19 protein-coding genes and 1 pseudogene are annotated in these 23,451 nt (G+C 69.0%); 10 read left to right on the top strand and 10 right to left on the bottom strand.

Translation table 11 applies throughout. The annotated features are described in order from the left end of the window. Nucleotides 1-3: 3 nt before the first annotated feature. From AB4Z55_RS21250 to AB4Z55_RS21235, 4 genes are all read right to left on the bottom strand, one after another. The gene (locus AB4Z55_RS21250) at nucleotides 4-1,098 is read right to left on the bottom strand and encodes an XdhC family protein (RefSeq protein ID WP_239402862.1); all 1,095 of its coding nucleotides are present in this window, start codon (nucleotides 1,096-1,098) and stop codon (nucleotides 4-6) included. 162 nt (nucleotides 1,099-1,260) lie between these two features. Next, a complete protein-coding gene (locus AB4Z55_RS21245; protein WP_239402863.1) occupies nucleotides 1,261-2,592 on the bottom strand; it encodes a D-arabinono-1,4-lactone oxidase in 1,332 nt (443 codons plus the stop codon). After that, nucleotides 2,580-3,869, bottom strand: a complete 1,290-nt coding sequence (locus tag AB4Z55_RS21240) for an alanine racemase (protein ID WP_248644895.1) — start codon at nucleotides 3,867-3,869, stop codon at nucleotides 2,580-2,582. Before AB4Z55_RS21240 ends, AB4Z55_RS21245 begins: the two co-directional genes overlap by 13 nt. Further along, nucleotides 3,853-4,476: a TetR/AcrR family transcriptional regulator gene (locus AB4Z55_RS21235; RefSeq protein WP_239402865.1), complete on the bottom strand. Its 624-nt coding sequence runs from the start codon at nucleotides 4,474-4,476 to the stop codon at nucleotides 3,853-3,855. Before AB4Z55_RS21235 ends, AB4Z55_RS21240 begins: the two co-directional genes overlap by 17 nt. 105 nt (nucleotides 4,477-4,581) lie before the next feature. On the opposite strand from AB4Z55_RS21235, the gene AB4Z55_RS21230 reads away from it, so the two are divergent. Genes AB4Z55_RS21230 through AB4Z55_RS21220 form a run of 3 tightly spaced genes read left to right on the top strand, consistent with a single transcriptional unit; the run spans nucleotide 4,582 to nucleotide 8,578 of the window. Then, the gene (locus AB4Z55_RS21230; protein ID WP_369520461.1) at nucleotides 4,582-5,766 is read left to right on the top strand and encodes an MBL fold metallo-hydrolase; all 1,185 of its coding nucleotides are present in this window, start codon (nucleotides 4,582-4,584) and stop codon (nucleotides 5,764-5,766) included. Continuing rightward, nucleotides 5,763-8,261: an HAD-IC family P-type ATPase gene (locus AB4Z55_RS21225; RefSeq protein WP_369520460.1), complete on the top strand. Its 2,499-nt coding sequence runs from the start codon at nucleotides 5,763-5,765 to the stop codon at nucleotides 8,259-8,261. The genes AB4Z55_RS21230 and AB4Z55_RS21225 overlap by 4 nt, the downstream gene beginning before the upstream one ends. A gap of 53 nt (nucleotides 8,262-8,314) precedes the next feature. Further along, on the top strand, nucleotides 8,315-8,578 hold the full coding sequence (locus AB4Z55_RS21220) for an antitoxin (RefSeq protein ID WP_369520459.1): 264 nt from the start codon (nucleotides 8,315-8,317) through the stop codon (nucleotides 8,576-8,578). Between the two features lie 6 nt (nucleotides 8,579-8,584). Here AB4Z55_RS21220 and AB4Z55_RS21215 read toward each other — a convergent pair whose 3' ends face one another. Then, the gene (locus tag AB4Z55_RS21215) at nucleotides 8,585-9,205 is read right to left on the bottom strand and encodes a DNA-3-methyladenine glycosylase (RefSeq protein ID WP_004020141.1); all 621 of its coding nucleotides are present in this window, start codon (nucleotides 9,203-9,205) and stop codon (nucleotides 8,585-8,587) included. On the opposite strand from AB4Z55_RS21215, the gene AB4Z55_RS21210 reads away from it, so the two are divergent. The 5 genes from AB4Z55_RS21210 (at nucleotide 9,183) to AB4Z55_RS21190 (ending at nucleotide 14,544) form a co-directional block, all read left to right on the top strand. Continuing rightward, nucleotides 9,183-9,620 carry an SRPBCC family protein gene (locus AB4Z55_RS21210; protein WP_004020140.1) on the top strand — a complete coding sequence of 146 codons (438 nt, stop codon included), beginning with the start codon at nucleotides 9,183-9,185 and terminating at the stop codon, nucleotides 9,618-9,620. The genes AB4Z55_RS21215 and AB4Z55_RS21210 overlap by 23 nt on opposite strands. Nucleotides 9,621-9,731: 111 nt before the next feature. Further along, complete coding sequence (locus AB4Z55_RS21205; RefSeq protein ID WP_101820320.1) at nucleotides 9,732-11,468, top strand: substrate-binding domain-containing protein; 1,737 nt, start codon at nucleotides 9,732-9,734, stop codon at nucleotides 11,466-11,468. Nucleotides 11,469-11,534: 66 nt separating this feature from the next. Further along, nucleotides 11,535-12,083: an FMN-binding protein gene (locus AB4Z55_RS21200; RefSeq protein WP_101820321.1), complete on the top strand. Its 549-nt coding sequence runs from the start codon at nucleotides 11,535-11,537 to the stop codon at nucleotides 12,081-12,083. After that, nucleotides 12,080-12,967, top strand: a complete 888-nt coding sequence (locus tag AB4Z55_RS21195) for an FAD:protein FMN transferase (RefSeq protein ID WP_239402922.1) — start codon at nucleotides 12,080-12,082, stop codon at nucleotides 12,965-12,967. Before AB4Z55_RS21200 ends, AB4Z55_RS21195 begins: the two co-directional genes overlap by 4 nt. Then, nucleotides 12,964-14,544 (top strand): FAD-dependent oxidoreductase, encoded by a 1,581-nt coding sequence (locus tag AB4Z55_RS21190; RefSeq protein ID WP_369520458.1) that lies wholly within the window; start codon nucleotides 12,964-12,966, stop codon nucleotides 14,542-14,544. Before AB4Z55_RS21195 ends, AB4Z55_RS21190 begins: the two co-directional genes overlap by 4 nt. 157 nt (nucleotides 14,545-14,701) lie before the next feature. Here AB4Z55_RS21190 and AB4Z55_RS21185 read toward each other — a convergent pair whose 3' ends face one another. Both AB4Z55_RS21185 and pruA read right to left on the bottom strand, forming a co-directional pair. Further along, a complete protein-coding gene (locus tag AB4Z55_RS21185) occupies nucleotides 14,702-15,652 on the bottom strand; it encodes a proline dehydrogenase family protein (protein ID WP_369520457.1) in 951 nt (316 codons plus the stop codon). After that, nucleotides 15,652-17,298 carry an L-glutamate gamma-semialdehyde dehydrogenase gene (gene pruA / locus AB4Z55_RS21180; RefSeq protein ID WP_369520456.1) on the bottom strand — a complete coding sequence of 549 codons (1,647 nt, stop codon included), beginning with the start codon at nucleotides 17,296-17,298 and terminating at the stop codon, nucleotides 15,652-15,654. The genes AB4Z55_RS21185 and pruA overlap by 1 nt, the downstream gene beginning before the upstream one ends. 74 nt (nucleotides 17,299-17,372) lie before the next feature. Here pruA and AB4Z55_RS21175 point away from each other — a divergent pair, with 74 nt between their 5' ends. Both AB4Z55_RS21175 and AB4Z55_RS21170 read left to right on the top strand, forming a co-directional pair. Next, nucleotides 17,373-18,974: a PucR family transcriptional regulator gene (locus AB4Z55_RS21175; RefSeq protein WP_369520455.1), complete on the top strand. Its 1,602-nt coding sequence runs from the start codon at nucleotides 17,373-17,375 to the stop codon at nucleotides 18,972-18,974. Between the two features lie 43 nt (nucleotides 18,975-19,017). Further along, complete coding sequence (locus AB4Z55_RS21170; RefSeq protein WP_369520454.1) at nucleotides 19,018-19,914, top strand: SDR family NAD(P)-dependent oxidoreductase; 897 nt, start codon at nucleotides 19,018-19,020, stop codon at nucleotides 19,912-19,914. 21 nt (nucleotides 19,915-19,935) lie between these two features. Here the strand turns inward: AB4Z55_RS21170 and AB4Z55_RS21165 are convergent, their stop codons facing one another. From AB4Z55_RS21165 to AB4Z55_RS21155, 3 genes and pseudogenes are all read right to left on the bottom strand, one after another. Then, nucleotides 19,936-20,349, bottom strand: a complete 414-nt coding sequence (locus AB4Z55_RS21165; protein ID WP_101820326.1) for a MerR family transcriptional regulator — start codon at nucleotides 20,347-20,349, stop codon at nucleotides 19,936-19,938. A gap of 19 nt (nucleotides 20,350-20,368) precedes the next feature. Further along, a pseudogene (locus AB4Z55_RS21160) lies at nucleotides 20,369-21,028 on the bottom strand (SulP family inorganic anion transporter); the annotation flags it as partial. 122 nt (nucleotides 21,029-21,150) lie between these two features. Beyond that, nucleotides 21,151-23,322 carry a glutamine synthetase III gene (locus AB4Z55_RS21155; protein ID WP_354563244.1) on the bottom strand — a complete coding sequence of 724 codons (2,172 nt, stop codon included), beginning with the start codon at nucleotides 23,320-23,322 and terminating at the stop codon, nucleotides 21,151-21,153. Nucleotides 23,323-23,451: the final 129 nt, after the last annotated feature.

Below are 23,451 nucleotides of genomic sequence, written 5' to 3'. Positions count from 1 at the left end.
TCGCTACCGGCGGTGGATGGGGCCGGTTCCCGCGTGGAGGGGTGTCGCCGTCGCACGATGCCGTTCGGCGATCAGCTGCGCTGCGATGGCCACGGCCGCCTCGCCGGGTGTGTGCCCGCCGAGGTCGAGCCCCAGCGGTGAGCGCAGACGGGCGAGTTGCCCGTCGTCGAGGCCCGCGTCGCGGAGACGTTGACGGCGGTCGTCGACGGTCCGTCGCGACCCCAGCGCACCGACGAAACCGAGGGTCGGGGAAGCGAGTGCGACGCGCAGGGTCGGGACGTCGAACTTCGGGTCGTGCGTCATCACGCAGATCGAGGTCGACGCACCGACCCGTCCGTCCCGGATCTCGCCCGCCAGGTACCTATCCGGCCACCCGACGACGACGTCGTCGGCGTCGGGAAACCGTGCGCGGGTGGCGAACACCGGTCGCGCGTCGACAACCGTCACCCGCATCCCGAGACTCGTCCCGAGTGAGCTGAGCGCCCGCACGAAGTCGTTGGCGCCGACCAATATCAGCCGCGCGGGTGGGGCGAAGGTCTGCACGAAGGTACGGGGGCGTTCGTCGGACGGCGCGTCGCAGTCGTCGACCCCGATGAGCCCGCTGCGGCCGGTGGTGAGGAGGTCGGCGACGTCGCGGTCGAGACGACGCCAGGCCGGCTGCGACGTCGCCGTGGCGAGGTACCAGTCGGTGTCGTCGGTGAGGGTCGTGGCCCACGAGATCGGTTCGTCGTCGTCGAGTGCGGCGACCATGCGGGTGAGGTGCCGACGGCGCTGGGCGGTCGGGGAAACCCGCTCGACGAGGACCTCGATCTGCCCTCCGCAGGTGAGGCCCGGCGCGGGGTCGTCGGGATCGTCGACGCCGTAGTGTTCGACCACGGCGACGCCGTCGGCCAGGACGTCGCGCGCGGTGTGCACGAGCGCGGATTCGACGCAGCCGCCGGACACCGACCCGATGACGGTGTCGTCCTCGGTCACGATCATCGCGGCGCCCAACTCGCGGGGAGCCGATCCCGTGGTGCCGACGACCCGGCAGAGCGCAACCGGCCGCGCGTCACCGGTGTCGAGGAGTTCGGTCAGGGACCGCAGGACGTCGCGCATGTACTCCAGTGGACCAGAAGATCACCGTCCCGACCAGGTGGCCGTGCTGCGAGTGCCGGCAAACCCACCCCTTTTCCGTAAACCCAGCGCCCGGTGTGGCGGTGAGTTTACGGAAAAGGGGTGGGTTTGCCATGTCGCGGTACGCGGGCTGATGTCTGTGCCCTAGTCGCCCAGCACTCGCCGCAGATAGTCGTTGGCGAACACGCGAGACGGGTCGTACCGGTCCCGCACGGAACGGAATTCGTCGAATCGCGGGTAGACCCCGCGGAGGTACTCGGCGTCGCGGGTGTGCATCTTGCCCCAGTGCGGTCGGCCACCGAAACCGGTGAGGATGGCTTCGACGTCGGCGAGATAAGCGTCGGAGTCGGCGGGGTCGTCGCGGTGGTAGCGGTGGACGGCGATGTAACCGCTGGTGCGGCCGGATGCGGTGGACAGCATCAGGTCGTCGGCGGCCGCGGCGCGGACCTCGATGGGGAAGCTCACCAGATACTCGCGCCGGTCGAGCAGTGCCCGGATCTCGCCCAGGGCCTCGGGAACGGCGTCGAGGTCGATGGCGTACTCCATCTCCCGGAACCGGACGTCACGGTCGGAGACGAACACCCCGGTGGAGGTGTCGGTGAACTCCCGCGCGGAGAGCGCGCGACCGGTGACACCGTTGATGGTCGGTACCAGCCGGGGGACGCGCGCACCGATCTCGCACAGCAGTCGGAGAGCCTTGTTGCTCAGGAGTTCGTCGTCGATGTAGCGCTTGATGCGTGACGGGCCGGTGAGCGGGGCGTCGGGCCCGACGCGGGTGTTCGTCTTGACCAGAGCGCAATTGGTGTGCGGGAAGATGTAGAACTCGTGGTGATCGGTGCTCGCGACGCGTTCGTGGAACGCGGCGATCGCCGCGTCGGCGGTCTCCGGCCCCTCCACGGCGTGCAACCGGAACTCGTCCACGCACTCGATGGTCAGTTCGACGACGACCCCGAGGGCGCCGAGGCCGAGCGCGACCGCCTGTAGGTCGGTGTCGTCGGAGGTCAGCGTGACGATGTCACCGGTGCCGGTGACGACTGTCGCGCCGACGATCTGGGTGCTGATGCCCCCGAAGGCCAGCCCGGTGCCGTGGGTTCCGGTGGAGGTGGCGCCCGCGATGGTCTGCCGGTCGACGTCGCCGAGATTCGTCATCGCGAGACCGAAAGGTGCCAGGAGCCCGGGGATCTCGTGGAGATGGGTACCGGCCCGCACGGTCACGCGATGGGCGTCGACCGACACGAGTCCGCGCAGGCCGGACAGCTCGAGTTGCACATCATCGGCAACGGCGATGGGGGAGAAGCTGTGTCCGGCGCCCACGGTCTTCACCGTGCCCTCGCGCGCCGCTGTCTCCCGGACGATGCCGGCGATCTCCTCGGCGCTCGACGGGCTGACGACGCGGTTCGGCGAGCAACCGGCGGTACCGCCCCAGTTGCGCCAGGCTTGCGTCGAACGCGCAGCGGTACCGCTCACAGGAAGCACTTGCCCTCTCCTCGGTAGGTCGGCACGACCTCGCTCACCGTGGCCCGCCCGGCGTCGTCCCGATCGATGATCGCGACCTCGCGAGCCCGCTCGCACACCTCGCCGGACTTGGTGTGGCGGAACCACACCCGGTCTCCGACGGCGATCCGATCGGCGGCCGCACCCCGCAGTGGGGTCTGCACCTCGCCGGCCGCCTCGGTGCCGACGAAGGCGAGTCCCTGCGGCCACACCGGTGACGGCAGCCGGTCGGCGGCCGGCGGGCCGGAGGCGATCCACCCGCCGCCCGCACAGGTCACGATGCCGGGGGCGGGGCGCCGGACGACGTCGAGCCCGAAGGCCAGTGCGGGCGCGGGCCGGAAGCGCTGATAACCGTCGAACAGGTGACCGCCGAACAGCCCACTGCCGGCCGCGATGTCGGTGACCGCGCGATCGCGTGCGGTCTCCTCGAGGGATCCGGTGCCGCCGCCGTTGACGAACTCCAGGTCCGCGATCTGACGCAGTTCCCCGATCACCTTGCTCCGACGACGGCGCAACTCGGCCATCGAACGATGCTGCATCGCCCGGACGGCGCGGTTCGCCAACGCCTTACCCGGGACGGCGTCGGCCACCCCGGCGACCTGCGCCTCATAGGACATGACTCCGACGAGGTCGAAGCCGGGACGGGCCACGACATCTCGTGCGAGCTCGAGTGCATCTCGACGTGAGTGCACCGGGGAGCGGCGCACGCCGATGTGGACCCGTCCGCCGAGCAAGCGGTACGACGCATCGAGGTCGATGGCGACTCGGATCGGCGGCCGGGCGCCGGCGGACACGACGGAATCGATGACGTCGAGCTGGTCGACGGAGTCCACGAGCACGCTCACCCGGCTCGTCGCGACCTCGTCGGCGATCAGGGCCGCCAGCGCATTCCGCCGCACGCTGGGATAACCCATCAGCACCTCGCCGATTCCCGACTGCGTGGCCAACCAGTGCGCCTCGGCCAGGTCGTAGGCGAGTACGCCGTGGAAACCGGGGCGACCGACGATGTCCTCGACGACCGAGCGGACGCGGACGGATTTGGTGGCCAGCCGGATGGGGGCACCCGCCGACCGTCGGGTGAGGTCGGCGACGTTGTGCTCCAGGGCGGCCCGGTCGAGTGCGAGGACGGGGGCGTCGAGTCCCGCGTCGGTGACCGCCTGATCGATTGCCGCCCAGTGGGATTCGGGGTCACTCAGCCAGGGGGTGGGCGTCGTCCCGCCGGCCGGGGACGCGTCGAGACCCTCACTCGAAGCTGACATAGGTCATGAGCTGGTCGGCGATCGAGCGGATGATCGCGTCGACGACCTTGTCGTCGGCGGTGCTGAGATAGACGAGTGTGATCGAGTTGGTCGCCGCGATGATGAGCGGACCGAGGTCCTCGACCGGCGTGGTCCACACGATGGGCGTCAGGTCGGCCATCGACCGCAGCCCCGCCGAGGCGACCCGGTAGAGCTGCTCGTACATGTACTTGCCGACCTGCTGCAGCTCCGGGTGATTGTGGGCGTAGATGCCGAGCGCGATGGTCGCCTGCATCCGTCCCGGGTCGGCTTTCAACAGGTCGTAGAACGCGTGGAATTGCCGCACCATGCTCGACCGGATCGTCTCCGGCCCGGGCTCCGATCCGTAGTCGGCGGCGGGCAGCACGGCGTGCAGCATGCGCTCGATGTCGGTGGGCACCGCCGTCTCCATCACCGCGCACAACAGTGCGGTGCGGCTCTCGAACGCGTAGTGGAAGCTCGCGAGCGGCATCCCGGCGTGGGCGCAGATGCGACGGGTCGTCGCGCCCTCGACCCCGTGATCGGCGATCACGCGGTACGCCGATTCGATGAGCGCGCTTCGACGTTGGTCGACGGACATCCGTGCCACTGCGGTGACTTCCTGACCGCATGCGCCGGCGCATGCTCGGTGGACAATGCTCGGTGGAGCCTATCAGTGCCGGTGAGGCACACAATGCGCTTCACGCACTACTGTGTGGACGTGACCTCCACGACCGGTAGAAAAGGCACGACCGACCTGCGCCACGATGTCCTCGCGCGCGTGGGTTCGGCAGGAGTGGCGGTGGCCGATGCCGTCGTCGGGCGGCTCGCGGCCGAGGGACTCGGCCCCGCCCGCGCGCTCGGCGCCTCCCGTACGGAGATCGCGCCGCATGTGCTCCACAGTCCGCACCAGCGCGATGGCGCCTTCGACAACCCGGAACCCCCGTCGATCGCCGACCCGAGCCTGCAGGTCCTCACCGACATGGCCCGGCGGCCCGGCCGGCCGCGCCGACCCGTCCTGGTGACGGTCCCGCGCTTCGACGCGCCGGCCGACCTCGCCGTCACCTGGCTCGGTCACGCCACCGCCGTCGTCGACATCGACGGCGCCCGTGTCATCACCGATCCCGTTCTGAGCCGTCGCTGTTCGCCGAGTCAGATCGTCGGTCCCGCACGCATGCACGCCGCGCCTCTGTCGGCGTCGCAGTTGCCGCCGCTCGACGTCGTCCTGATCAGTCACGATCACTACGACCACCTCGACATGGACACCGTCACCACCATCGCCGACACGCAGCCCGATGCGGTCTTCGTCACGACGATCGGGGTCGGTGCGCACCTCGCGTCGTGGGGGATCGCCGAAGACCGTATCCGGCAGGCGGATTGGTGGGAGGAGGTGGTGGTGCCGACCAGGGCGGGCGAGCTGCGCTTCACGTGCGGCCCGGCACGGCACTTCTCCGGGCGCTGGCTGGCACGCAATCTCACACAGTGGGGCAGCTGGGCGATCGCCGGCCGCGACCACAAGGTCTTCTTCTCCGGGGACACCGGACACAGCGAACGATTCGAGGACGTCGGCGCCCGCCTCGGCCCGTTCGACCTCACCCTCATCGCCGTCGGGGCCTACGACGTGATGTGGCCCGACATCCACGTGAACCCGGAGGAGGCCCTCTCGGTCCACCGGATGGTCTCGCCCGGTTCGGGTTCGGACTCGGTGTTCATCCCGATCCACTGGGGGACCTTCAACCTGGCGCGTCATCCGTGGGGCGAGCCCATCGCGCGGCTGCGGGCGGATTCGCGGCCGGACACGCCGACGATCCTGGTGCCGCAGCCCGGTGGCTCGATCGACCTGACCCACCGGACCGGTACCGGTGTGGCACAGCCCGGTTGGTGGGAGGCCTCCGCGTGAGCTCGTCGACGGGGATCGCCAGTCCCGGTCTCACCGCCGCCGAGGTGGCGCAGCGGGTCGCGGCCGGTCAGGTCAACGCCCTGCCCGACCGGTCCGGTCGCAGTGTCTCGGACATCGTGCGCGCGAACGTGTTCACGCGGATCAACGCGATCCTCGGGGTGCTGTTCGCGATCGTCGTGTTCACCGGCTCGCTGATCAACGGGCTGTTCGGGCTGCTGATCATCGCCAACTCGGGCATCGGCATCATCCAGGAGATCCGCGCCAAGTGGACCCTCGACAAGCTCGCGATCGTCGGTCAGACCCGACCACGGGTCCGGCGCGACGGCACGGTGACCGAGGTGCCGCCCGATGAGGTGGTGCTCGACGACATCATCGAGATCGGTGCGGGCGACCAGATCGTCGTCGACGGTGAGGTCGTCGAGGCGACCGCGCTCGACGTCGACGAGTCGCTGCTCACCGGCGAGGCCGACCCGATCGACAAGGACCCGGGAGCCGCCGTGCTGTCGGGCAGTTTCGTGGTGGCCGGCGGGGGCGCGTACCGCGCCACCAAGGTCGGCGCCGACGCGTACGCGGCGCAGCTCGCGGCCGAGGCGTCGAAGTTCACCCTCGTCTCCTCGGAACTGCGCTCCGGGATCGACCAGATCTTGCGGGTGATCACCTGGTTGCTGATCCCGGCCGGCGTGCTGACGATCATCAATCAGCTTTTCATCAGTGACAACGATCTGCGCAAGTCGCTGCTGGGCATGGTCGCCGCGTTGGTGCCGATGGTCCCGGAGGGGCTCGTCCTGATGACCTCGATCGCCTTCGCCGTCGGCGTCGTGCGACTGGGTCAACGGCAGTGTCTGGTGAACGAGCTACCGGCCATCGAGGGACTGGCGCGCGTCAACGTGGTCTGCGCCGACAAGACCGGCACCCTGACCGAGAACGGGATGCGACTGGCCGAGGTGCGAAACCTCGGGTCGGTACCACGCGAGACCGCGGACCAGGTCTTGGCCGCACTCGCCGCCCACGACCCGCGACCCAACGCCAGCATGGTCGCGGTCGCCGAGGCCCACCCGGTCGCGCCGGACTGGACGGTGACGGCCGTCAAACCGTTCACCTCCGCCACCAAGTGGAGCGGGATGTCGTTGCGCGGAAGCGGCTCCGGCCCGGATGCCGGAAGCGACGACGGGCACTGGCTCATCGGTGCGCCCGACGTCCTGCTCGACCCGGCGAGCGACACGGCCCGCCTCGCCTCCGACATCGGCGCCACCGGACTCCGCGTGCTGCTGCTCGCGTGCACCGACATCCCCGTCGACACCGACCCCGCACCGGGTCAGATCGCTCCGGGAACCGTGTCGCCGGTGGCGCTCGTGGTCCTCGAACAACGCGTGCGTTCCGACGCGCGCGACACGATCGACTACTTCGAACAGCAGCATGTCGCGGTGAAGGTCATCTCCGGCGACAACGCCCGGTCGGTGGGCGCGGTCGCCGCGTCGCTCGGCCTCGGGTCGGTCGACACCTCGGTCGACGCGCGCGAGTTACCCGCCGAGACAGGCGAACTCGCCGACGTCGTCGAACGCGGTGTGACGTTCGGCCGGGTGCGGCCCGACCAGAAACGCGCCATGGTGAAGGCGTTGCAGTCGCGGGACAACACCGTTGCCATGACCGGGGACGGCGTCAACGACGTCCTCGCGCTCAAGGACGCCGACATCGGCGTCGCGATGGGCTCGGGCAGCTCCGCGGCCCGGTCGGTGGCCCAGATCGTGTTGCTGGACAACAAGTTCGCCACTCTTCCCTACGTGGTGGGCGAGGGTCGTCGCGTCATCGGCAACATCGAGCGCGTCTCCAACCTGTTCCTCACCAAGACCGTGTACGCGGTGCTGCTGGCGCTGTTCGTCGGTGTGGGCGGACTCCTCGGGGCGGTGTTCGGGTCCGATCCGCTGAGCTATCCGTTCCAGCCGATCCACGTGACGATCTCGGCCTGGTTCACCATCGGCATACCGGCGTTCGTGCTGTCGCTGGCTCCCAACAACGAGCGAGCACGCCGTGGTTTCGTGCGCCGGGTGCTGCTCAGCGCGGTGCCCAACGGCGTCATCGTCGGTCTGTGCACTTTCGTGACCTACCTGATCGTCAACCCGGGCGGCGCCGGTGTCGAGGTGGGCGGGGACGCCGTCGAGCTGTCGCAGCCTCAGACGCAGGCCGCCACCGCGGCGCTGATGACGTTGATCGCGATCGCGGTCTATGTGCTCGCGGTGGTCGCCCGTCCGTACAACTGGTGGAAGGTCGTCCTGCTGGCGGTCTCGGCCGGCGCGTACGTGCTGATCTTCGCGTGGCCGTTCACCCAGGACCTGTTCCGGCTCGACTCCTCGAACTGGGGGATGAACTCGGTGGCCCTGATCTCGGCCGCGGTCGGAATCGTGTGCGTCGAGGTCGTCTCACGCGTGGCGCCGAGGTGGATCGCCACCCACGGGGACGAAGCGCAGCTCAGCGGGGCGCTCGTCTCCGACCGATAGAATCTGCGGCAAGTGGCCGGAAGATGTCCGGCACGTCGATCAGAGGAGACGCCATGGATCTCAAGGGACTCGTCAACAAGGCCAGAGCCACGCTGCAGAAGAACCCGAACCTGATCGAGAAGGGCGGCGACGCCATCGACAAGGTCACGAAGAACAAGTACTCGGGTCAGGTCGACAAGGCACAGGACGCCGTGCGCAAGGCCGTCGGCGCCCCTCACCAGAACCCGCCGCACCAGAACCCGGGGCAGCAGAACCCCGGACACCAGAATCCCGGACCGAACTCCGGGCACCAGAACCCGGGTAACCCCCAGCAGTAGAACGGTTCACGCGCCCGCCCGCGGATGTCGGCGATACGTCGACACCGTCGGGTCGCCGCCGATCCAGAATCGCCAGTCGAGGTCGGCGGCCCGACGGACGCCGACCCGTGGGCCGGCGACCACGCGTTCGCCGGCTCGGGGCGTCCCGGGTTCGAGGAGCACGGGGGTCGACGGGTCGGTGAGGTCGGTGTCGAGGTCGGCCATCGTGATCCCCAGAGCGCGGCACAGATTGCCCGGGCCGCTCGCGAGTCGGTCGTCGGAGACGGGCCCGACGCGGGTGACACCGCGCCGGGCGCGCGCGAGTTCGGTGCCGTCGATCACCTCGCCCGCGCGCAGCAACACGGCGGCCGCAGGACCCGGGCCGGCGACCACGACGTTCGCGCAGTGGTGGCCGTGGATGCGGTAGACGTACAGGCGGCCGGGCGGGCCGTACATGATCTCCGAGCGGGGTGTTCGGGTGTAGGCGTGGGACGCCGGATCGTCGGGACCGGCGTAGGCCTCGACCTCGGTCAGGCGGATCGTCACACCGTGCCCGGTCAGGTGCGAGCCCAGCAGCGAACGTGCCTGTTCGGCGGCGGAGGCGGGGGCACTACTCTCTTGGGTCATGGCGAAGACGAGCGACTCCATCGGCGTTGATCTGTCACCGGAAGATACCTGGGCCGCGGCTTCGGATCTCTCGCGGTACAGCGAATGGCTGGTGATCCACGAGACGTGGCGCAGCCCCCTCCCGGACGCCACCGAGCTGGGCAAGGGGACCGAGATCTCGTCGATCGTGAAGGTCAAGGGCACCCGCGTCCGCTTCGACTGGGTCGTCGAGAAGTTCGAGCCGGTGTCCCACGTACGCCTGAAGGGCAACGGCAAAGGCGGGGTCAAGGCCAAGCTGGATCTGGGCATCGCTCCCACGTCGACCGGATCGGAAGTAACCTTCACTGTTGATCTGGGTGGGCTGCCGCTGATCGGACCCGTGGGCAAGACCGCGGCGATGGCGGTTTCGGGGGATCTGCGTAAGTCGCTGCTGAAGTTCCGTGAGGTGTTCGGCTGAGCCACGCGTGAGCGCGCGGGCCGCGACCGCCGATGCGTCGATGCGTCGTGCGGCGGCCACGCGAGAGGCCGGCCTGCCGGCTGCCGTACGAGGGGAACGGGAAGAAGACAAATGGGGCGTCACAGCTCCGGTGCCGATCGCGCCGGAAACGAGTGGAACGGGAACGACCGGACGGGAGGGGCGGTCCCGCCGCGTGCGCAGTCTCCGTCGAACAGTGCCCGGTCGGACCGCGATGACGACTTCGGTTTCGAGCATCGCAACACCGACGGGGGCCGTCGCGGCGGATGGCTGTGGGCGGGTGCCGTTCTGCTGGTCGTCGTCGCCCTGGTCACCGGCGTCATCATCTGGCAGACCAGTTCGGGCGGCTGCGGTGAACGCACCCGGGTGGCGGTGGCGTCGGACTCGGCGATGACGGGGCCGCTGCGCGAGGTGGCGCGGCAGGCGTCCGCGGATTCGTGTTTCGACTACGACGTGCAGACGGCCGCGGGCGCGGACGTGCCCGGACTCCTCACGCAGGGTGCCGCGGCTCCTGATCTCTGGGTCGCGGACTCGCAGGTGCAGGCCCGCCGCGTGACCACCCAGGTGCGTCGTGAACTCGACCTGGTGTCGCCGTCGATCGCGTCGACCCCGGCCGTCGTCGCCGGTACCGACGTGCCCGAGCTGGGCACCTGGGTGGAGGTCATGAAGCTGCCGGACCTGCGCACCGGCAGCCCCGTGGACACCAGCACCGGGGACGCGCCGATCATCGGCGCTCTCGCGGCGGTCGACTCCGGCGAGCTCGCCGACGAGGACTTGACCGAGGCGATGACCATCCTCGCCATCCAGCAGAACAATGCGCGCCTCGCCAACGACAACGAGGGCACCCGGCTCAACCTCGCCAACACCTCCGGCGTCCCGGTGGTCACCACCGAGCAGCAGTTCGACCTCTTCATGCGTACCCATCCGGGCTCGAAGCTGACGTCGACGATTCCCGCGGCCGGGACCGTGATGCTCGACTACCCGCTGGTCAACACGGCACCCGCGGCACGTCAGCAGGCGTCCGCCGACGCGGGGGCGGCCCTGGTAGCCGCCCTGGGCACCGACGCGGGACGCGCCGCACTGGCCGACTCCGGATACCGGGACGCCGACGGGAACGGCGTCGGCCAGCCGGTGAAGGAGCTCGAACTCCGCGATCCGTCGTCCGTCGAGAAGGCGCTGCGCCAGTGGCAGGTGCTGGGTGTGCCGATCCGCTCGCTGGTCGTGCAGGACACCTCCGGATCGATGGAGACGCCGGCCGGCGGGACCACCCGGGCCGGCCTGCTCATCGACGCCTCCCAGACCGGCCTGAAACTCTTCCCCAACAACACGATGATCGGCGGCTGGGCGTTCAGCGTGAACAAGGGCGGGCCCGGGCAGGACTGGGAGGAACTCGCCCCGATCCGTCGCCTCGACGCCCGCTCGGGGAGCGGTACGCATCGCGACGCGCTCGGCCGGGCCGTCGAAGAGGGGCTGTCGGACCTCGGTGGCGGGACCGGTCTCTACGACACGACCCTCGCGGCGTTCAAGAAGGTGCAGGACACCTACGACCCGAACTACTCCAACAGCGTCATCATCATGACCGACGGGCAGAACGAGGATCCCGACAGCATCACGCTCGACGAACTGCTCGCCGAGTTGAAGCGCCTCGAGGACCCGGCGCGTCCGGTGCTGGTGCTGACGATCGGCATCTCCGACGACGCGGACTCCGACGCACTCAAGCAGATCGCGGAGGCGACGGGCGGCACCACCTACGTCGCGGAGAACGCGGCCGACATCCGCACCGTGTTCGTCGACGCCATCCAGGCGAGGGTCGCGGCCGCCGGACGCTGAGACCGGTTTCGCCGACGCCGCGGGCGTCGTCGGGACGAATGCGCGCGCGATCGGCACAATTGGTACATGACGTACACCCCAGAGACGCCCGAGACCCTCGAACCGCGCAGCACCGCCTCCTCCGAGTCCCCCCGTCCATCCCGGACTCTCCGGGGATCCACCGCCCTTGCTCGCACCGGCGGGGTGGTCGCCGCCATGGCGGCGGTCGGACTCGTCGCGGGCGCGTGCTCGTCCGGGGACTCCGGGTCGGGAGACTCGACCACCGCCACGACGGCGGACAGTTCGGCCGCCACCGAGGCGGCCGACGCCGGCTCCGGCGAATACAAGGACGGCGAGTACACCGCGCGCGGTGAGTACATCTCGCCCGGTGGCCCGCAGAGCGTCGGCGTGACCGTCACGCTGTCGAACTCGGTCATCACCGCGGTGTCGGTGGACACGAGCCAGACCAAGGGGCCGTCGCTGGAGTATCAGGGCAAGTTCGCCGGTGGCATCTCCGATGTCGTGGTGGGCAAGAACATCGACGAGATCGAGGTCGACAAGGTGTCCGGTTCGTCGCTCACCTCCGGTGGCTTCAACGAGGCGATCACCCAGATCAAGGAAGAGGCCCAGGCCTGACCGCACTCGGTGCCGCGCACCACTGGACCTTCGACGCGATCGGGACCCGATGGACGATCAGTACCCCGTCGCCGCTGCCCGTCGACGTGGTCGACGCGGTGGACGCCGAGATCGACCGGATCGATCGCGCGTGGTCCCGGTTCCGGGACGACTCGACGGTCGCGGACATGGCCAGGCAGGCGGGTCGGTACCCGATCGCCGACTCCGACCAGCCGCTCGTCGACTGGTATCGCCGTCTCTACGACCTCACCGGCGGCGCCGTGTCGCCGCTGGTGGGGCAGACGCTCGCCGACGCGGGTTATGACGCCGCCTACAGCCTGCGCGCGTCCACCCGGGTGCCGGCCGCCCCGGCATGGGACTCCGTGATCGGCGAGCACACGGGCGCACTGGAGATCCGCGAACCGGCGTTGCTCGACGTCGGCGCTGCCGGAAAGGGATTCGCGGTGGACCGGGTGGCGGCCATCGTCGGCGCGAGCGTCGACGACTTCGTGGTCGACGCCGGTGGCGACATGGTGGTCTCGCCCCGCTCCCGCGGACTGCGGGTGGCGTTGGAGCATCCGTCCGATACGACGAAGGCGATCGGTGTCGTGTCCGTCGCCGGTGGCGCGATCTGCGCATCGGCGAGCAATCGGCGGGTGTGGGCCGACTGGCATCACATCGTCGACCCGCGCACGGCCTCGCCCGCCCGAGAAGTCCTGGCGACCTGGGTGATCGCGCCGTCGGCGATGGAGGCGGACGGCTTGGCGACGGCGCTGTTCTTCACGCCGGCGGCGTTCCTGCGCGGCGACTTCGACCACCACCGCGAAGGTTTCCACCACGTGACCATCCGACGCAACGGGAGCGTCGAGCACACCGCGATCCCCGGATTGGAGTTGTTCCTGTGACAACGCTTCTGCCGCAGCTGCTCTCGCCGATCGATGCCGCCCGGCGACACCTGACCCCGTATCGGGCGGTGCTGTGCGGGTTGGTGGTGCTGGTCGCGGTGGCCTTCGTCGTGTCCGCGACCGACGCCGATTTCGGGTACGGCCCGGACGACCTCGCGGTGTGGCTGGTGGTCGCGGTCGGGGTGAGCGCGGTCGTCGGTTATGCCTGCGCCGGCGTGTTACGGGTGCCGCCCAACTCGGACTCCTGGCTGATCACCGGACTGATCCTGTTCTTCGTGTTGCCGGGCGGTTCCGAGGACACCGCGGTGGCGACCGTCGCGGTGGGCGCCGCCATCGCCGCGGCGTCGAAATATGTTCTCGCGTGGCGTCGTCGGCTGTTTGTCAATCCCGCGGTCGCGGGCGCGATCGGTTGCTATGCGCTGGCCTATGCCGGTGTCGAGGGCATCAGTTTTCCCTTCTGGTGGGTGGCCGCCGAACCGCTGCTCGTGCCGATGATCGTGGTCGGCGCCGTGGTGGTGACGCTGATCCGCGAGTGGCGGCTGGCCCTGGTGTTCATCGGTGCCTTGCTCGTCACGATCGGGGTCGTCGAGCTGGTGCGGGGTGGGCAGGACCTGTCGACGTGGGTCGTGTCGAGTCCGATGCTGTTCGTCGCGGCCATCATGCTGCCCGAGCCGCTCACGTCACCCGCCACCGAGATCCATCGGCTCGTCTATGCGGCCCTGGTGGGCGTGCTGATGCACTGCCAGTACACGATTGCGATCACCGACGCGTACACGTTGGCATTTGTGCCCGAGGTCGCGTTGCTCGTCGGATGTCTGTACGCCTTCGCGGTCCGCCTGGTGTCGGGGACCGCGCGCCGGGTGCCGCTCGACGTGGTGACCACCCCGGTTGCCGACCGGACCTACGCGGTGCGCGGTGAAGCGGTCGGTGCCCCCGCGTCGTTCCGGGCGGGCCAGTGGTCGAGTGTCAGTGTGCCCCGGTGGTCGGCACCGGTGTGGTCGGGTTCGCGGCGGGTCTTCTCGTTCGTGTCCGCGCCCCGGCAGCAACCGGTGGAGTTCGGTTTCACGGTTGCCGCGAAGCCGTCCGCGTACAAGGCGGCGCTGGTGGAGGGGACCGCGCGACGCGCCTACGTCGACGAGATCGGCGGCGACTTCGTTCTGCCGCGGGCGTTTCCGTCCAACGGTGCGGTGGTCTTGATCGCATCGGGGATCGGCATCACGCCGTTCGTGTCGATGGTTCGGGATCTGGTGCAGTCGGAGCCGGGTCGCGATCTGTCCGGACTGACCGTCGTGCACGTTCTGCGGGACCGACGACGCGCCGTGTACGACGATGACCTCGACAGCGCTCGGGCGGCCGGTGCACGTGTCGTGACCGTCGAAGCGCCGGACATCGCCGATGGGGTCGACGATGCTGACCGGGTCGCCGAAATGATCGGACCCCGAGCCGCGGGCACACATTACTACGTTTCCGGCACAACGGCGTTCGTCGAACGGACCTCGGCGACGATCCGTCGGCTCGACGGTTCCACGAGGACCCGGCCCTGGCGTGTTCACACCGACTCGTTCGCCGGTTACTGAATCCCGGCGAGATGGGGACAGCTTCTCCGAGTCACGAAATCGTTGACTGTGCGTAAGATTTGGTCGACTGTGCGTTGATTGTCGTTGACTATGCGCACCCCGATGTTCGGGTCGCCGCTGCCGGGGAGTTCGGGGTGTTGCGGGTCCATAGGTCGGGTCACCCGGCCAGCGCGCGCAGGAAGAAGCCGAGATTGGCCGGCCGCTCGGCGAGACGGCGGACGAGGTAGCCGTACCACTGTGCGCCGTAGGGGATGTACACGCGGACCCGGGCGCCGGCGTCGGCCAGACGACGCTGCTCGTCGACGCGAATGCCGTAGAGCATCTGGTGTTCCCAGGTGCCCGGGGCCCGTCCGAACTCGTCGGCGAGGATCGTGGCGGCGTCGATCATCGTGGGGTCGTGGGAGGCGACCATCGGGTATCCGCGCCCCTTCATCAGCGTCCGGAGGCAGCGGAGATAGTTGTCGTCGACCTGCCGGCGCTCGGTGAAGGCGACTGCGGCCGGTTCGGCATAGGCGCCCTTGCACAGGCGGATTCGAGCTCCCGACGCCGCGAACTCGGCGCAGTCGTCCTCGGTCCGGCGCAGGCCGGCCTGCAGCACGGTTCCGGTGTCCGGGAAGTCGTCGCGCAACGAGCGTACGATCGCCAGTCGCCGGTCGACGGTGGTGTGACTCTCGGCGTCCACGGTGACCAGGACGCCCCGGCCATCTGCGGCGTCGACGATCGTCCGCGCGTTCTCCTCGGCGATCTTCACGCCGTGCTCCGGCAGGCTCAGGCCGAGTGCGGTGAGCTTCACCGACACCTCGACCGACCCGGCAGGTGCCGACCGGAACATCGACAGTGCCTCGAGGAGTTCGAGATAGGCGCTCACCGTGGCGTCGGCCCGGGATTCGTCGACGGCGTCCTCACCCAGGTGGTCGACCGTGACGGCGAGTCCGTCATCGAGTTCGGCTCCGACGGCGGTCATGGCGTCGGCGAGTGATTCGCCCGGCACGAACCGGCGCACCACTCTCTCGGTCACCGGCCACCGCTCGGACATATCCTTGACGCGTTCGCTACGCGACACCGCGACGATCGCCGGACGCAGCACGGTGTCGAAGACGGTGCCCATCAGATCCCCGTCCAGTCGATGGCCATGTGCGGGTAGGTCGTCGTGGTGGGCGGGCTGAAGGTCTCCTTGATCGTGCGGGTCGACGTCCAGCGCATCAGGTTCTGCTTCGATCCGGCCTTGTCGTTGGTCCCCGACGCCCGGCCCCCGCCGAAGGGCTGCTGTCCGACGACCGCACCGGTCGGTTTGTCGTTGACGTAGAAGTTGCCCGCGGCGTTGCGCAATCGGTCGGACGCCAGTGTGACGGCCGCGACATCGGTGGCCATGATGGACCCGGTCAGTGCGTAGGTCGCCGTCGAATCCACCAGTCCGAGTATGTTCTCGTACTCCGCGTCGTCGTAGACGTGAACGGCGAGGATCGGACCGAAGTACTCGGTGGCGAACGCCTCGTCGGTCGGATCGTCGGACAACAGGACGGTGGGCCGGACGAAGAAACCCTCGGAGTCGTCGCAGTCGCCGCCGACCGCGACGGTGAGCGACGCCGACGACTTCGCGCGGTCGATTGCCGCCACCTGCTTGTCGAACGCGCGCCGATCGATCACCGCGCCACCGAAATTCGTCAGATCGCGAACGTCGCCATAGGTGAGTTCGGCGGCCTCGCCGAGGAACTCGTCGCCCATCCGATCCCACACCGACCGCGGGATGTAGGCGCGTGACGCCGCCGAGCACTTCTGTCCCTGGTACTCGAAGGCCCCGCGCGACAATGCCGTTCGCAGCGCGTGCGGCTCGGCCGAGGAATGCGCGACGATGAAGTCCTTGCCACCGGTCTCGCCGACGAGGCGGGGATAGTTCCGGTATCGCTCGATGTTGGCGCCGACCTCGCGCCAGAGATGCCGGAACGTGCGTGTCGACCCGGTGAAATGGATGCCGGCCAGATCCTGGTCGGCGAGTACGACATCCGAGACGGCCACGCCGTCGCCGTGGACGAGGTTGATCACACCGGGCGGCAAGCCGGCGGCCTCGAGAAGGGCCATGATCAACTGGGCCGAATACGCCTGGGTGGGTGAGGGCTTCCAGACGACGGTGTTGCCCATGAGCACCGGAGCCGTGGGTAGGTTCGCGGCGATCGCGGTGAAGTTGAACGGGGTCACGGCGTAGACGAAGCCGTCCAGCGGACGATGGTCGAGCCGATTCCACACCCCCGGTGACGACTCCGGTTGTTCGGCGAGGATCTCGCGGGCGAAGGCCACGTTGAACCGCCAGAAGTCGACGAGCTCGCACGGTGCGTCGATCTCGGCCTGCTGCACCGACTTCGACTGACCGAGCATCGTTGCGGCCGCGATCCGTTCGCGCCACGGCCCGGCCAGCAGTTCGGCGGCGCGCAGGATGACGGCCGCCCGGTCGTCGAAGCTCGTGTGCGCCCAGTCGTCGGCGGCGGCGCGAGCGGCGTCGACGGCGGCACGGGCGTCGTCGTGGGTGGCGTTGGTGATGAAGCCCAGGACCTCGCGGTGTGCGTGGGGCTGGACGACGTCGATCTCATCGCCGGCACCGAGGCTCAGATGGCCGCCGATGATGTGGGGGAACTCGCGCCGACCGGCGTGGGACTGCCGCGCCAACTCATCGACGATGCGCGCGCGCTCCGGCGAACCGGGGGCATAGCCGTGTACGGGTTCATTGGACGGTCGAGGGGGAGTGGTGATGGCATCCATGAGTCCAGTCCACCGCCCCTCCCGGCGCCGCGATATGGCCGATCGGCAAACATATCCGTCGTAGCCTTGTCCGTATGGACAAGACCGCGGGCATCGCTCTGGGACGGCTGGTCCTGGCCCTGGATCAGACCGTCGCGACCTTGGTCTCGTCCCCGCGCGGGCTCGACGCCCCGGTGTCGACGCTGGCGATGGTCGACACCGACGATCTCCACTACGGGCTCGGGCGTGCGGCGCGATCGGCCGATCTCTTCCTTCTCGTCGGACTCGGCGACGAGATCGGTGTCGAATGGCTCGGTGACCTCGGTGCGCATCGCCCGGTGGCCGTGCTGACCAAGAGCCCGACACCGGCGTTGATCGGGCTCGCCGAGCGGCTGGGGATCGCGGTCATCGCCATCGACCCGCACGCCCGCTGGGAACGGATCTACAACCTCGTCACCCGGGTGCTCGACGCTCGATCCCATCCGGCCGGGGACGGCGAGTCCATGGAGTCCGGGAGCACCGGCGACCTGTTCCAGCTCGCAGCCGAGGTCGCCCGGCGGACCGGAGGCCTGGTGAGCATCGAGGACGAGCATGCGCACGTCCTGGCCTACAGCTCGGCAGGTGACGAGGCCGATGAGTTGCGCCGGCTGTCGATCCTGGGCCGGGAGGGTCCGCCCGAGATGCTCGCCTGGTTGCGGGAGTGGGGCGTGATGGACGCGGTACGGCAGTCGTCCGGGGTCGTGACCGTCGACGCGCGTGCCGATCTGGGGTTGCAGCCGAGACGCGCGGTGGCGATCCGGCCGGCACCCACCGCCCGACCGAGCGGCTCCGGCGACGTCCTGCTGGGGGTCGTCTGGCTGCAGGAGGGATCTCGTCCGCCGGCCCGCGACACCGACGAGGTGCTCGTCGGAGCCGCAGCCGTTGCGGCACGGATCATCTCGCGGCGCCGCTCCGCCGGCTCCGACCACGATGAGCGGGTGCGGCGGCTCCTCGGTGTGGGCGGCGAACCCGTCGACACCGATCGTCTCGCCGCCCAGCTCGGCATCGCGCCGTCGGCGACCGTGACGATCGCCGGGTTCGCCACCCCCGACGGCATCCGCGGGGGACAGGTCTCGGCACTGATGTTGCACGCCAGCGCATTCAGTCCACTCTCGGTGACGGTCACCATCGGCGACCGCGCCTACGCCGTGCTGCCGGGGGTCGCGCTCGACGACGCCGTCACCTGGGCCCGGGTCGCCGTCGGCGCGGCCGACCGGCAGTTCGCGGTGCCGGCCCGCGCCGTGGTCGCCGGTCCCGACAGCATCTCCACCGCAACCGAGCTGCGCCACTCGATCGACCGCGTGCTCGATGCGGCCGGCCGGGAAGCCGACCTGATCGACGATGTCACCACGGTCGAGCGATCCCGCACCGGTGTGCTGCTCGGCGAGATCATCGGATTGCTCTCGGAGAACCCTGATCTCGTCGACGACCGGGTCACCGGCCTCGTCGATCTCGACGCCCGCAGCGGCAGTGCCTTCACCGCGTCACTGCGCGCCTACCTCGATCACTTCGGTGATGTCCGTGGGGCGGCCGCGGCACTGCATGTCCACCCGAACACGTTGCGCTATCGCCTACGTCGGATCCAGGCCCTCACCGGAATGGACTTCGACGATCCGGCGACGCGTCTCGTCGTGGCGCTGTCACTACGTGTCCGGTGAGGGCGGCGCAGCGAAGCCGAGTGTCACCCGCCCGGGACATCCGATGGGTACCGTGGCGCCCATGCCGTCCTCGTCGAAGTCCCTGTCCGACCTCGCCGGCCGGCGGGTGGTCGTCACCGGTGCGACGAACGGCATCGGGATGGCCACCGCCGCGGCGCTCGCCCGGGCCGGAGTGCGGGTGGTGTTGGCCGTCCGCGACACCGAACTCGGCGCACGACGCGCACGAGAATTCGGCGGCGAGTGCGAGGTGCTCCGACTCGATCTCGCCGACCTCGCCTCGGTGCGGGCCTTCGTCGCCGAACTCGACGGTCCGGTCGATGTGCTGGTCAACAACGCCGGGATGTTTCCGCACCAGCGCAGGACGACGCCGGACGGGTTCGAACTGGGCATCGGCACGAACTTCCTCGGCCCGTTCGCCCTGACGAACCTCCTGCTCCCGCGTATCCGACGGCAGGTCGTGTCGGTGGGATCCGAGGGGCACCGCCACGCCCGCATCGACCCCGCCGATCTCGACCACCGACACACCCGGTGGTCGGCACCCCGGGCCTACGCCGCGTCCAAGCTGGCGGTGATGCTGTGGGGCCTCGAACTCGACCGGCGATTGCGCGCGCTCGGGTCACCGGTGACCTCGATGCTCACGGACCCGGGCTGGGCCGCGTCGAACATCTCGAACAATCCGGGCCTGGGAGTCCTGCACCGGGCGGCCCAGGGTCTGGCTGGAGTGCTCGGCAACGATCTCACCGCCGGGGCGGCACCCACGCTGCACTGTCTGACCGAACCCATCCCGCCGGGCAGCTATGTGGGGGTCGACGGACTGTGGGGACTGCGCGGCCGGCCGGTGCTGTCGGGCCGCGCCCGCATCGCATGCGATTACGAACTGGCCGGCAGTCTGTGGAGCGAGGCCGAGAAGCGCACCGGCACCCGGTGGCCGTTGGGGTAGGGCTCGCGTCGCCCTGCCGGGTCACGCCAGATCGGTCAGTCGATCCGACAGCTGGGCGGTGAGTTCGTGCGCATAGTGCAGCTGCCGCTCCAGCTTCTCGCATGCAAGCCGGGCCCGCTGCCGGAACTCCGCGACCGCGTCGAGTGCCGCTCGCCGGTCCTCCGGTGCCGCGTCGCTGTCGTCGAGAACGCTCTCGGCGTGCAGGAGTTCACGCATGTCATCGAGCGTGAACCCGAGTGGTTTCATCCGCCGGATCACGAACAGCCGATCGATGTCGGCACGTGTGTACAACCGGAACCCCCCGGCCGAACGCGCGGACGGGACGACCAGGCCGACCTCGTCGTAGTGGCGGATGGTCTTGATGGACAACCCGGTTTCCGTCGCCACCGCGCCGATCTGCAGATGGCCGGTGGTCTCGGTCCCTCCGTGGGTCACGCCCCGCCCTCTCTACCGGTCAGCCTTCGCCGCCGAGCCGGCCACTGAGACGCCGATGGCGCTCGGCGCTGTGGCTGTCGAGGCCGACGATGGTGGCGGTCTTGCCCTTGGCTGCGTACTTGGTGGTGATCGCATCGAGGGTAGCGACCGTCGACGCGTCCCAGATGTGCGGCTCGCTCATGTCGATCACGACGTCGTCCGGGTCGCCGGCGTAGTCGAACTGGTAGACGAGGTCGTTGCTGGACGCGAAGAACAGTTCGCCCCGCACCGCATAGACCCGGGTTCCGGGTTCGGGGTCGGCGACCTCGACCACCTCGGTGACGTGTGCGACCCGGCGCGCGAACAGCACCATCGCCGTGAGGACACCCACGATCACGCCGTAGGCCAGATTGTGGGTCGCCACGGTGACGACGACGGTCGCGACCATCACCGCGGCCTCGCTCTTCGGCATGCGCCGCAACGTCTTCGGGTTGACGCTGTGCCAGTCCAGAGTGCCCACCGACACCATGATCATGACCGCGACGAGAGCCGCCATGGGGATCAGGGCGACGATGTCGCCCAGCCCGACGACCAGGATGAGCAGGAACAGTCCGGCCAGGAACGTCGAGATCCGGGTGCGCGCCCGGGACTCCTTGACGTTGATCATGGTCTGGCCGATCATCGCGCACCCGCCCATCCCGGCGCAGTGACTCACACACCTCGCCGGATCGTCGGCGGCGATGGCGACCGGGGCCGGCCCTACAGACGCGGAAACTCTACCCTTACGGGAGGGTAGATATCCACACCCGGTCGGTTGCGTGCCTAGAGGATCGTGAGCATCTCGTTGTAGGTCGGCAGGGGCCAGAGGTCGTCGGCGACGATGGATTCGAGGGTGTCGGCAACCTCGCGAACCGTGGCCATGGCCGGGATGAGGGTCTCCAGCGCGTACGTCGACTCGTCGAGTGTGGACTCGCCGTGCATCCCGGCGATTCCGGCATCCAGCGTCACCAACCCCTCGTGCAGCGCGCCGATCAGGCCGGTCAGCTCCTCGAGCAGCGGTGTGGGAGCGTCGATCCCGGCCATCTTGAGCGACGCCGCGGTGCCCGCGAGTTCACCCTGGTAACGGATCGCGGCCGGCATGATCATCGTCTTGGCGATCTCCGCGGTCTCCTTGGCTTCCACGAGGAGGGTCAGCGCGTAGTACTCGAAGATGACGTCTTCCCTGGCCTCGAGTTCGCGGGCCGACAGCACGCCGTACTTCTCGAAGATCTCGATGACCTCCGGCGAGGTGTACTCCGTCACCGCGTCGACCGTCGTCCGCAGGTTCTTGAGGCCGCGGGCGGCCGCCTCCTCCTGCCATTCGTCGGAGTAACCGTTGCCGTTGAAGATGACCGCCCCGTGCGAATTGACGATCTCCTGCAACACCTTCTGGACGGCGTCCGCGAGGTCGAGCCCGTCGGCGAGGAGCTTCTCGAGGTCGGCGGCGATCACATCGATCGAGTCGGCGAGGATCGTGTTGATGGCGACCATCGGGTCCGAGATCGACTGGTTGGAACCCGGTGCGCGGTACTCGAATCGGTTGCCGGTGAACGCGAACGGACTCGTGCGGTTGCGATCTCCCGGATCGGCCGTCAGCGGCGGGAGGGTGTCGACGCCGAGTTCGATGACGCCCGCGGCCTTGGAGCCGGTCGCACCGCCCTTGGCGATCTGCTCGAACACATCCATCAGCTGTTCGCCCAAGAAGATCGAGATGATCGCCGGCGGAGCCTCGTTGGCCCCCAGTCGATGGTCGTTCGAGGCGGACGCGACCGCGGCGCGCAACAGTCCGCCGTAGAGGTGGACCGCGCGGATGATCGCGCCGCAGAAGGTCAGGAACTGCATGTTCTCGTGCGGGGTGTCGCCCGGGTTCAGCAGATTGCCCTGGGTGGAGTTGCCGAGCGAGAAGTTCACGTGCTTGCCCGAACCGTTGACGCCGGAGAACGGCTTCTCGTGCAGCAGACACTTCATGCCGTACTTCTCGGCGACGGCCTTCATCGTGGTCATCATCAGTTGCTGGTGGTCGTGGGCGAGAACCGACCGTTCGAAGACCGGCGCGATCTCGAACTGGCCGGGCGCGACCTCGTTGTGTCGCGTCTTCGCCGGGATCCCCTGCTTGAACAGCTCGCGGTCGAGCTCGATCATGAAGGACAACACGCGCTCGGGGATGGCGCCGAAGTAGTGGTCGTCGAACTCCTGACCCTTCGACGGCGGTGCGCCGAACAGGGTCCGGTTGCAGGTCATGAGATCCGGTCGGGCATAGAAGAAGTGCTCGTCGATCAGGAAATACTCCTGTTCGGCGCCCGCGTACGAGACGACGGTGTCGACGTCGTCGTGACCGAACAACCGGAGCAGCCGCATCGCCTGCTTGCTCATCGCCTGCTGGCTGCGCAGCAGCGGGGTCTTCTTGTCGAGGGCCTCACCGGTCCACGAGATGAAGATCGTCGGGATGCAGAGCGTGTTGCCGTTCGGGTTCTCCAGGAGGTACGCGGGACTGGTGACATCCCAGCCCGTGTAACCGCGGGCCTCGAAGGTCCCGCGCAGGCCGCCGTTGGGGAAGCTCGACGCGTCGGGCTCGCCCTGCATCAGCGTCTTGCCCGCGAACTCGGCGAGAGATGCACCGGTGGAATCGGGTTCGAGGAACGAATCGTGCTTCTCGGCGGTGAAGCCGGTCAGCGGATAGAACACGTGGGCGTAGTGGGTGGCGCCCCTCTCGATGGCCCAGTCCTTCATCGCCACCGCGACGTAGTCGGCGAGGGTGGGGTCGAGCGCACAACCGGTGTCGACGGTCGCGGCGACCGCCTTGAAGACGTGCTTCGGCAGCCGCTTCTTCATCACCGACAGGCTGAACACATTGCGCCCGAACGTGTCTGCCAGCGGTTCGGTGAACCCCGGTGCCGAGCAGTCGTAGGTTGTCACGGCCTCGATCGCCTGTCGGCGGGACATGCTGCCACTCATGGTTACTCCTGGATGATCTCGGCCCCCACGTGCGCGGGGGTCGCACGACGACGTCGCCACGTCGTTGTCGCAGATGCGAGCGACTCGACGCTATGAGCTGGGTGTATGCGCTCGATTGCCCCCGTGTGA

Source organism: Gordonia sp. ABKF26 (assembly GCF_041103195.1).
In the GTDB taxonomy this organism is placed as follows: domain Bacteria; phylum Actinomycetota; class Actinomycetes; order Mycobacteriales; family Mycobacteriaceae; genus Gordonia; species Gordonia terrae.
This window is presented reverse-complemented; position numbering and strand designations above follow the sequence as displayed.

Bases quoted from the DNA above. Each gene is read 5' to 3' on its own strand.
- AB4Z55_RS21210 (WP_004020140.1), top strand. From the start codon at position 9,183: ATGGCGAAGACGAGCGACTCCATCGGCGTTGATCTGTCACCGGAAGAT.
- AB4Z55_RS21215 (WP_004020141.1), bottom strand. From the start codon at position 9,205: ATGGAGTCGCTCGTCTTCGCCATGACCCAAGAGAGTAGTGCCCCCGCC.
- pruA (WP_369520456.1), bottom strand. From the start codon at position 17,298: ATGGATGCCATCACCACTCCCCCTCGACCGTCCAATGAACCCGTACAC.
- AB4Z55_RS21250 (WP_239402862.1), bottom strand. From the start codon at position 1,098: ATGCGCGACGTCCTGCGGTCCCTGACCGAACTCCTCGACACCGGTGAC.
- AB4Z55_RS21240 (WP_248644895.1), bottom strand. From the start codon at position 3,869: ATGTCAGCTTCGAGTGAGGGTCTCGACGCGTCCCCGGCCGGCGGGACG.
- AB4Z55_RS21155 (WP_354563244.1), bottom strand. From the start codon at position 23,322: ATGAGTGGCAGCATGTCCCGCCGACAGGCGATCGAGGCCGTGACAACC.
- AB4Z55_RS21185 (WP_369520457.1), bottom strand. From the start codon at position 15,652: ATGGGCACCGTCTTCGACACCGTGCTGCGTCCGGCGATCGTCGCGGTG.
- AB4Z55_RS21220 (WP_369520459.1), top strand. From the start codon at position 8,315: ATGGATCTCAAGGGACTCGTCAACAAGGCCAGAGCCACGCTGCAGAAG.
- AB4Z55_RS21205 (WP_101820320.1), top strand. From the start codon at position 9,732: ATGGGGCGTCACAGCTCCGGTGCCGATCGCGCCGGAAACGAGTGGAAC.
- AB4Z55_RS21170 (WP_369520454.1), top strand. From the start codon at position 19,018: ATGGGTACCGTGGCGCCCATGCCGTCCTCGTCGAAGTCCCTGTCCGAC.
- AB4Z55_RS21175 (WP_369520455.1), top strand. From the start codon at position 17,373: ATGGACAAGACCGCGGGCATCGCTCTGGGACGGCTGGTCCTGGCCCTG.
- AB4Z55_RS21200 (WP_101820321.1), top strand. From the start codon at position 11,535: ATGACGTACACCCCAGAGACGCCCGAGACCCTCGAACCGCGCAGCACC.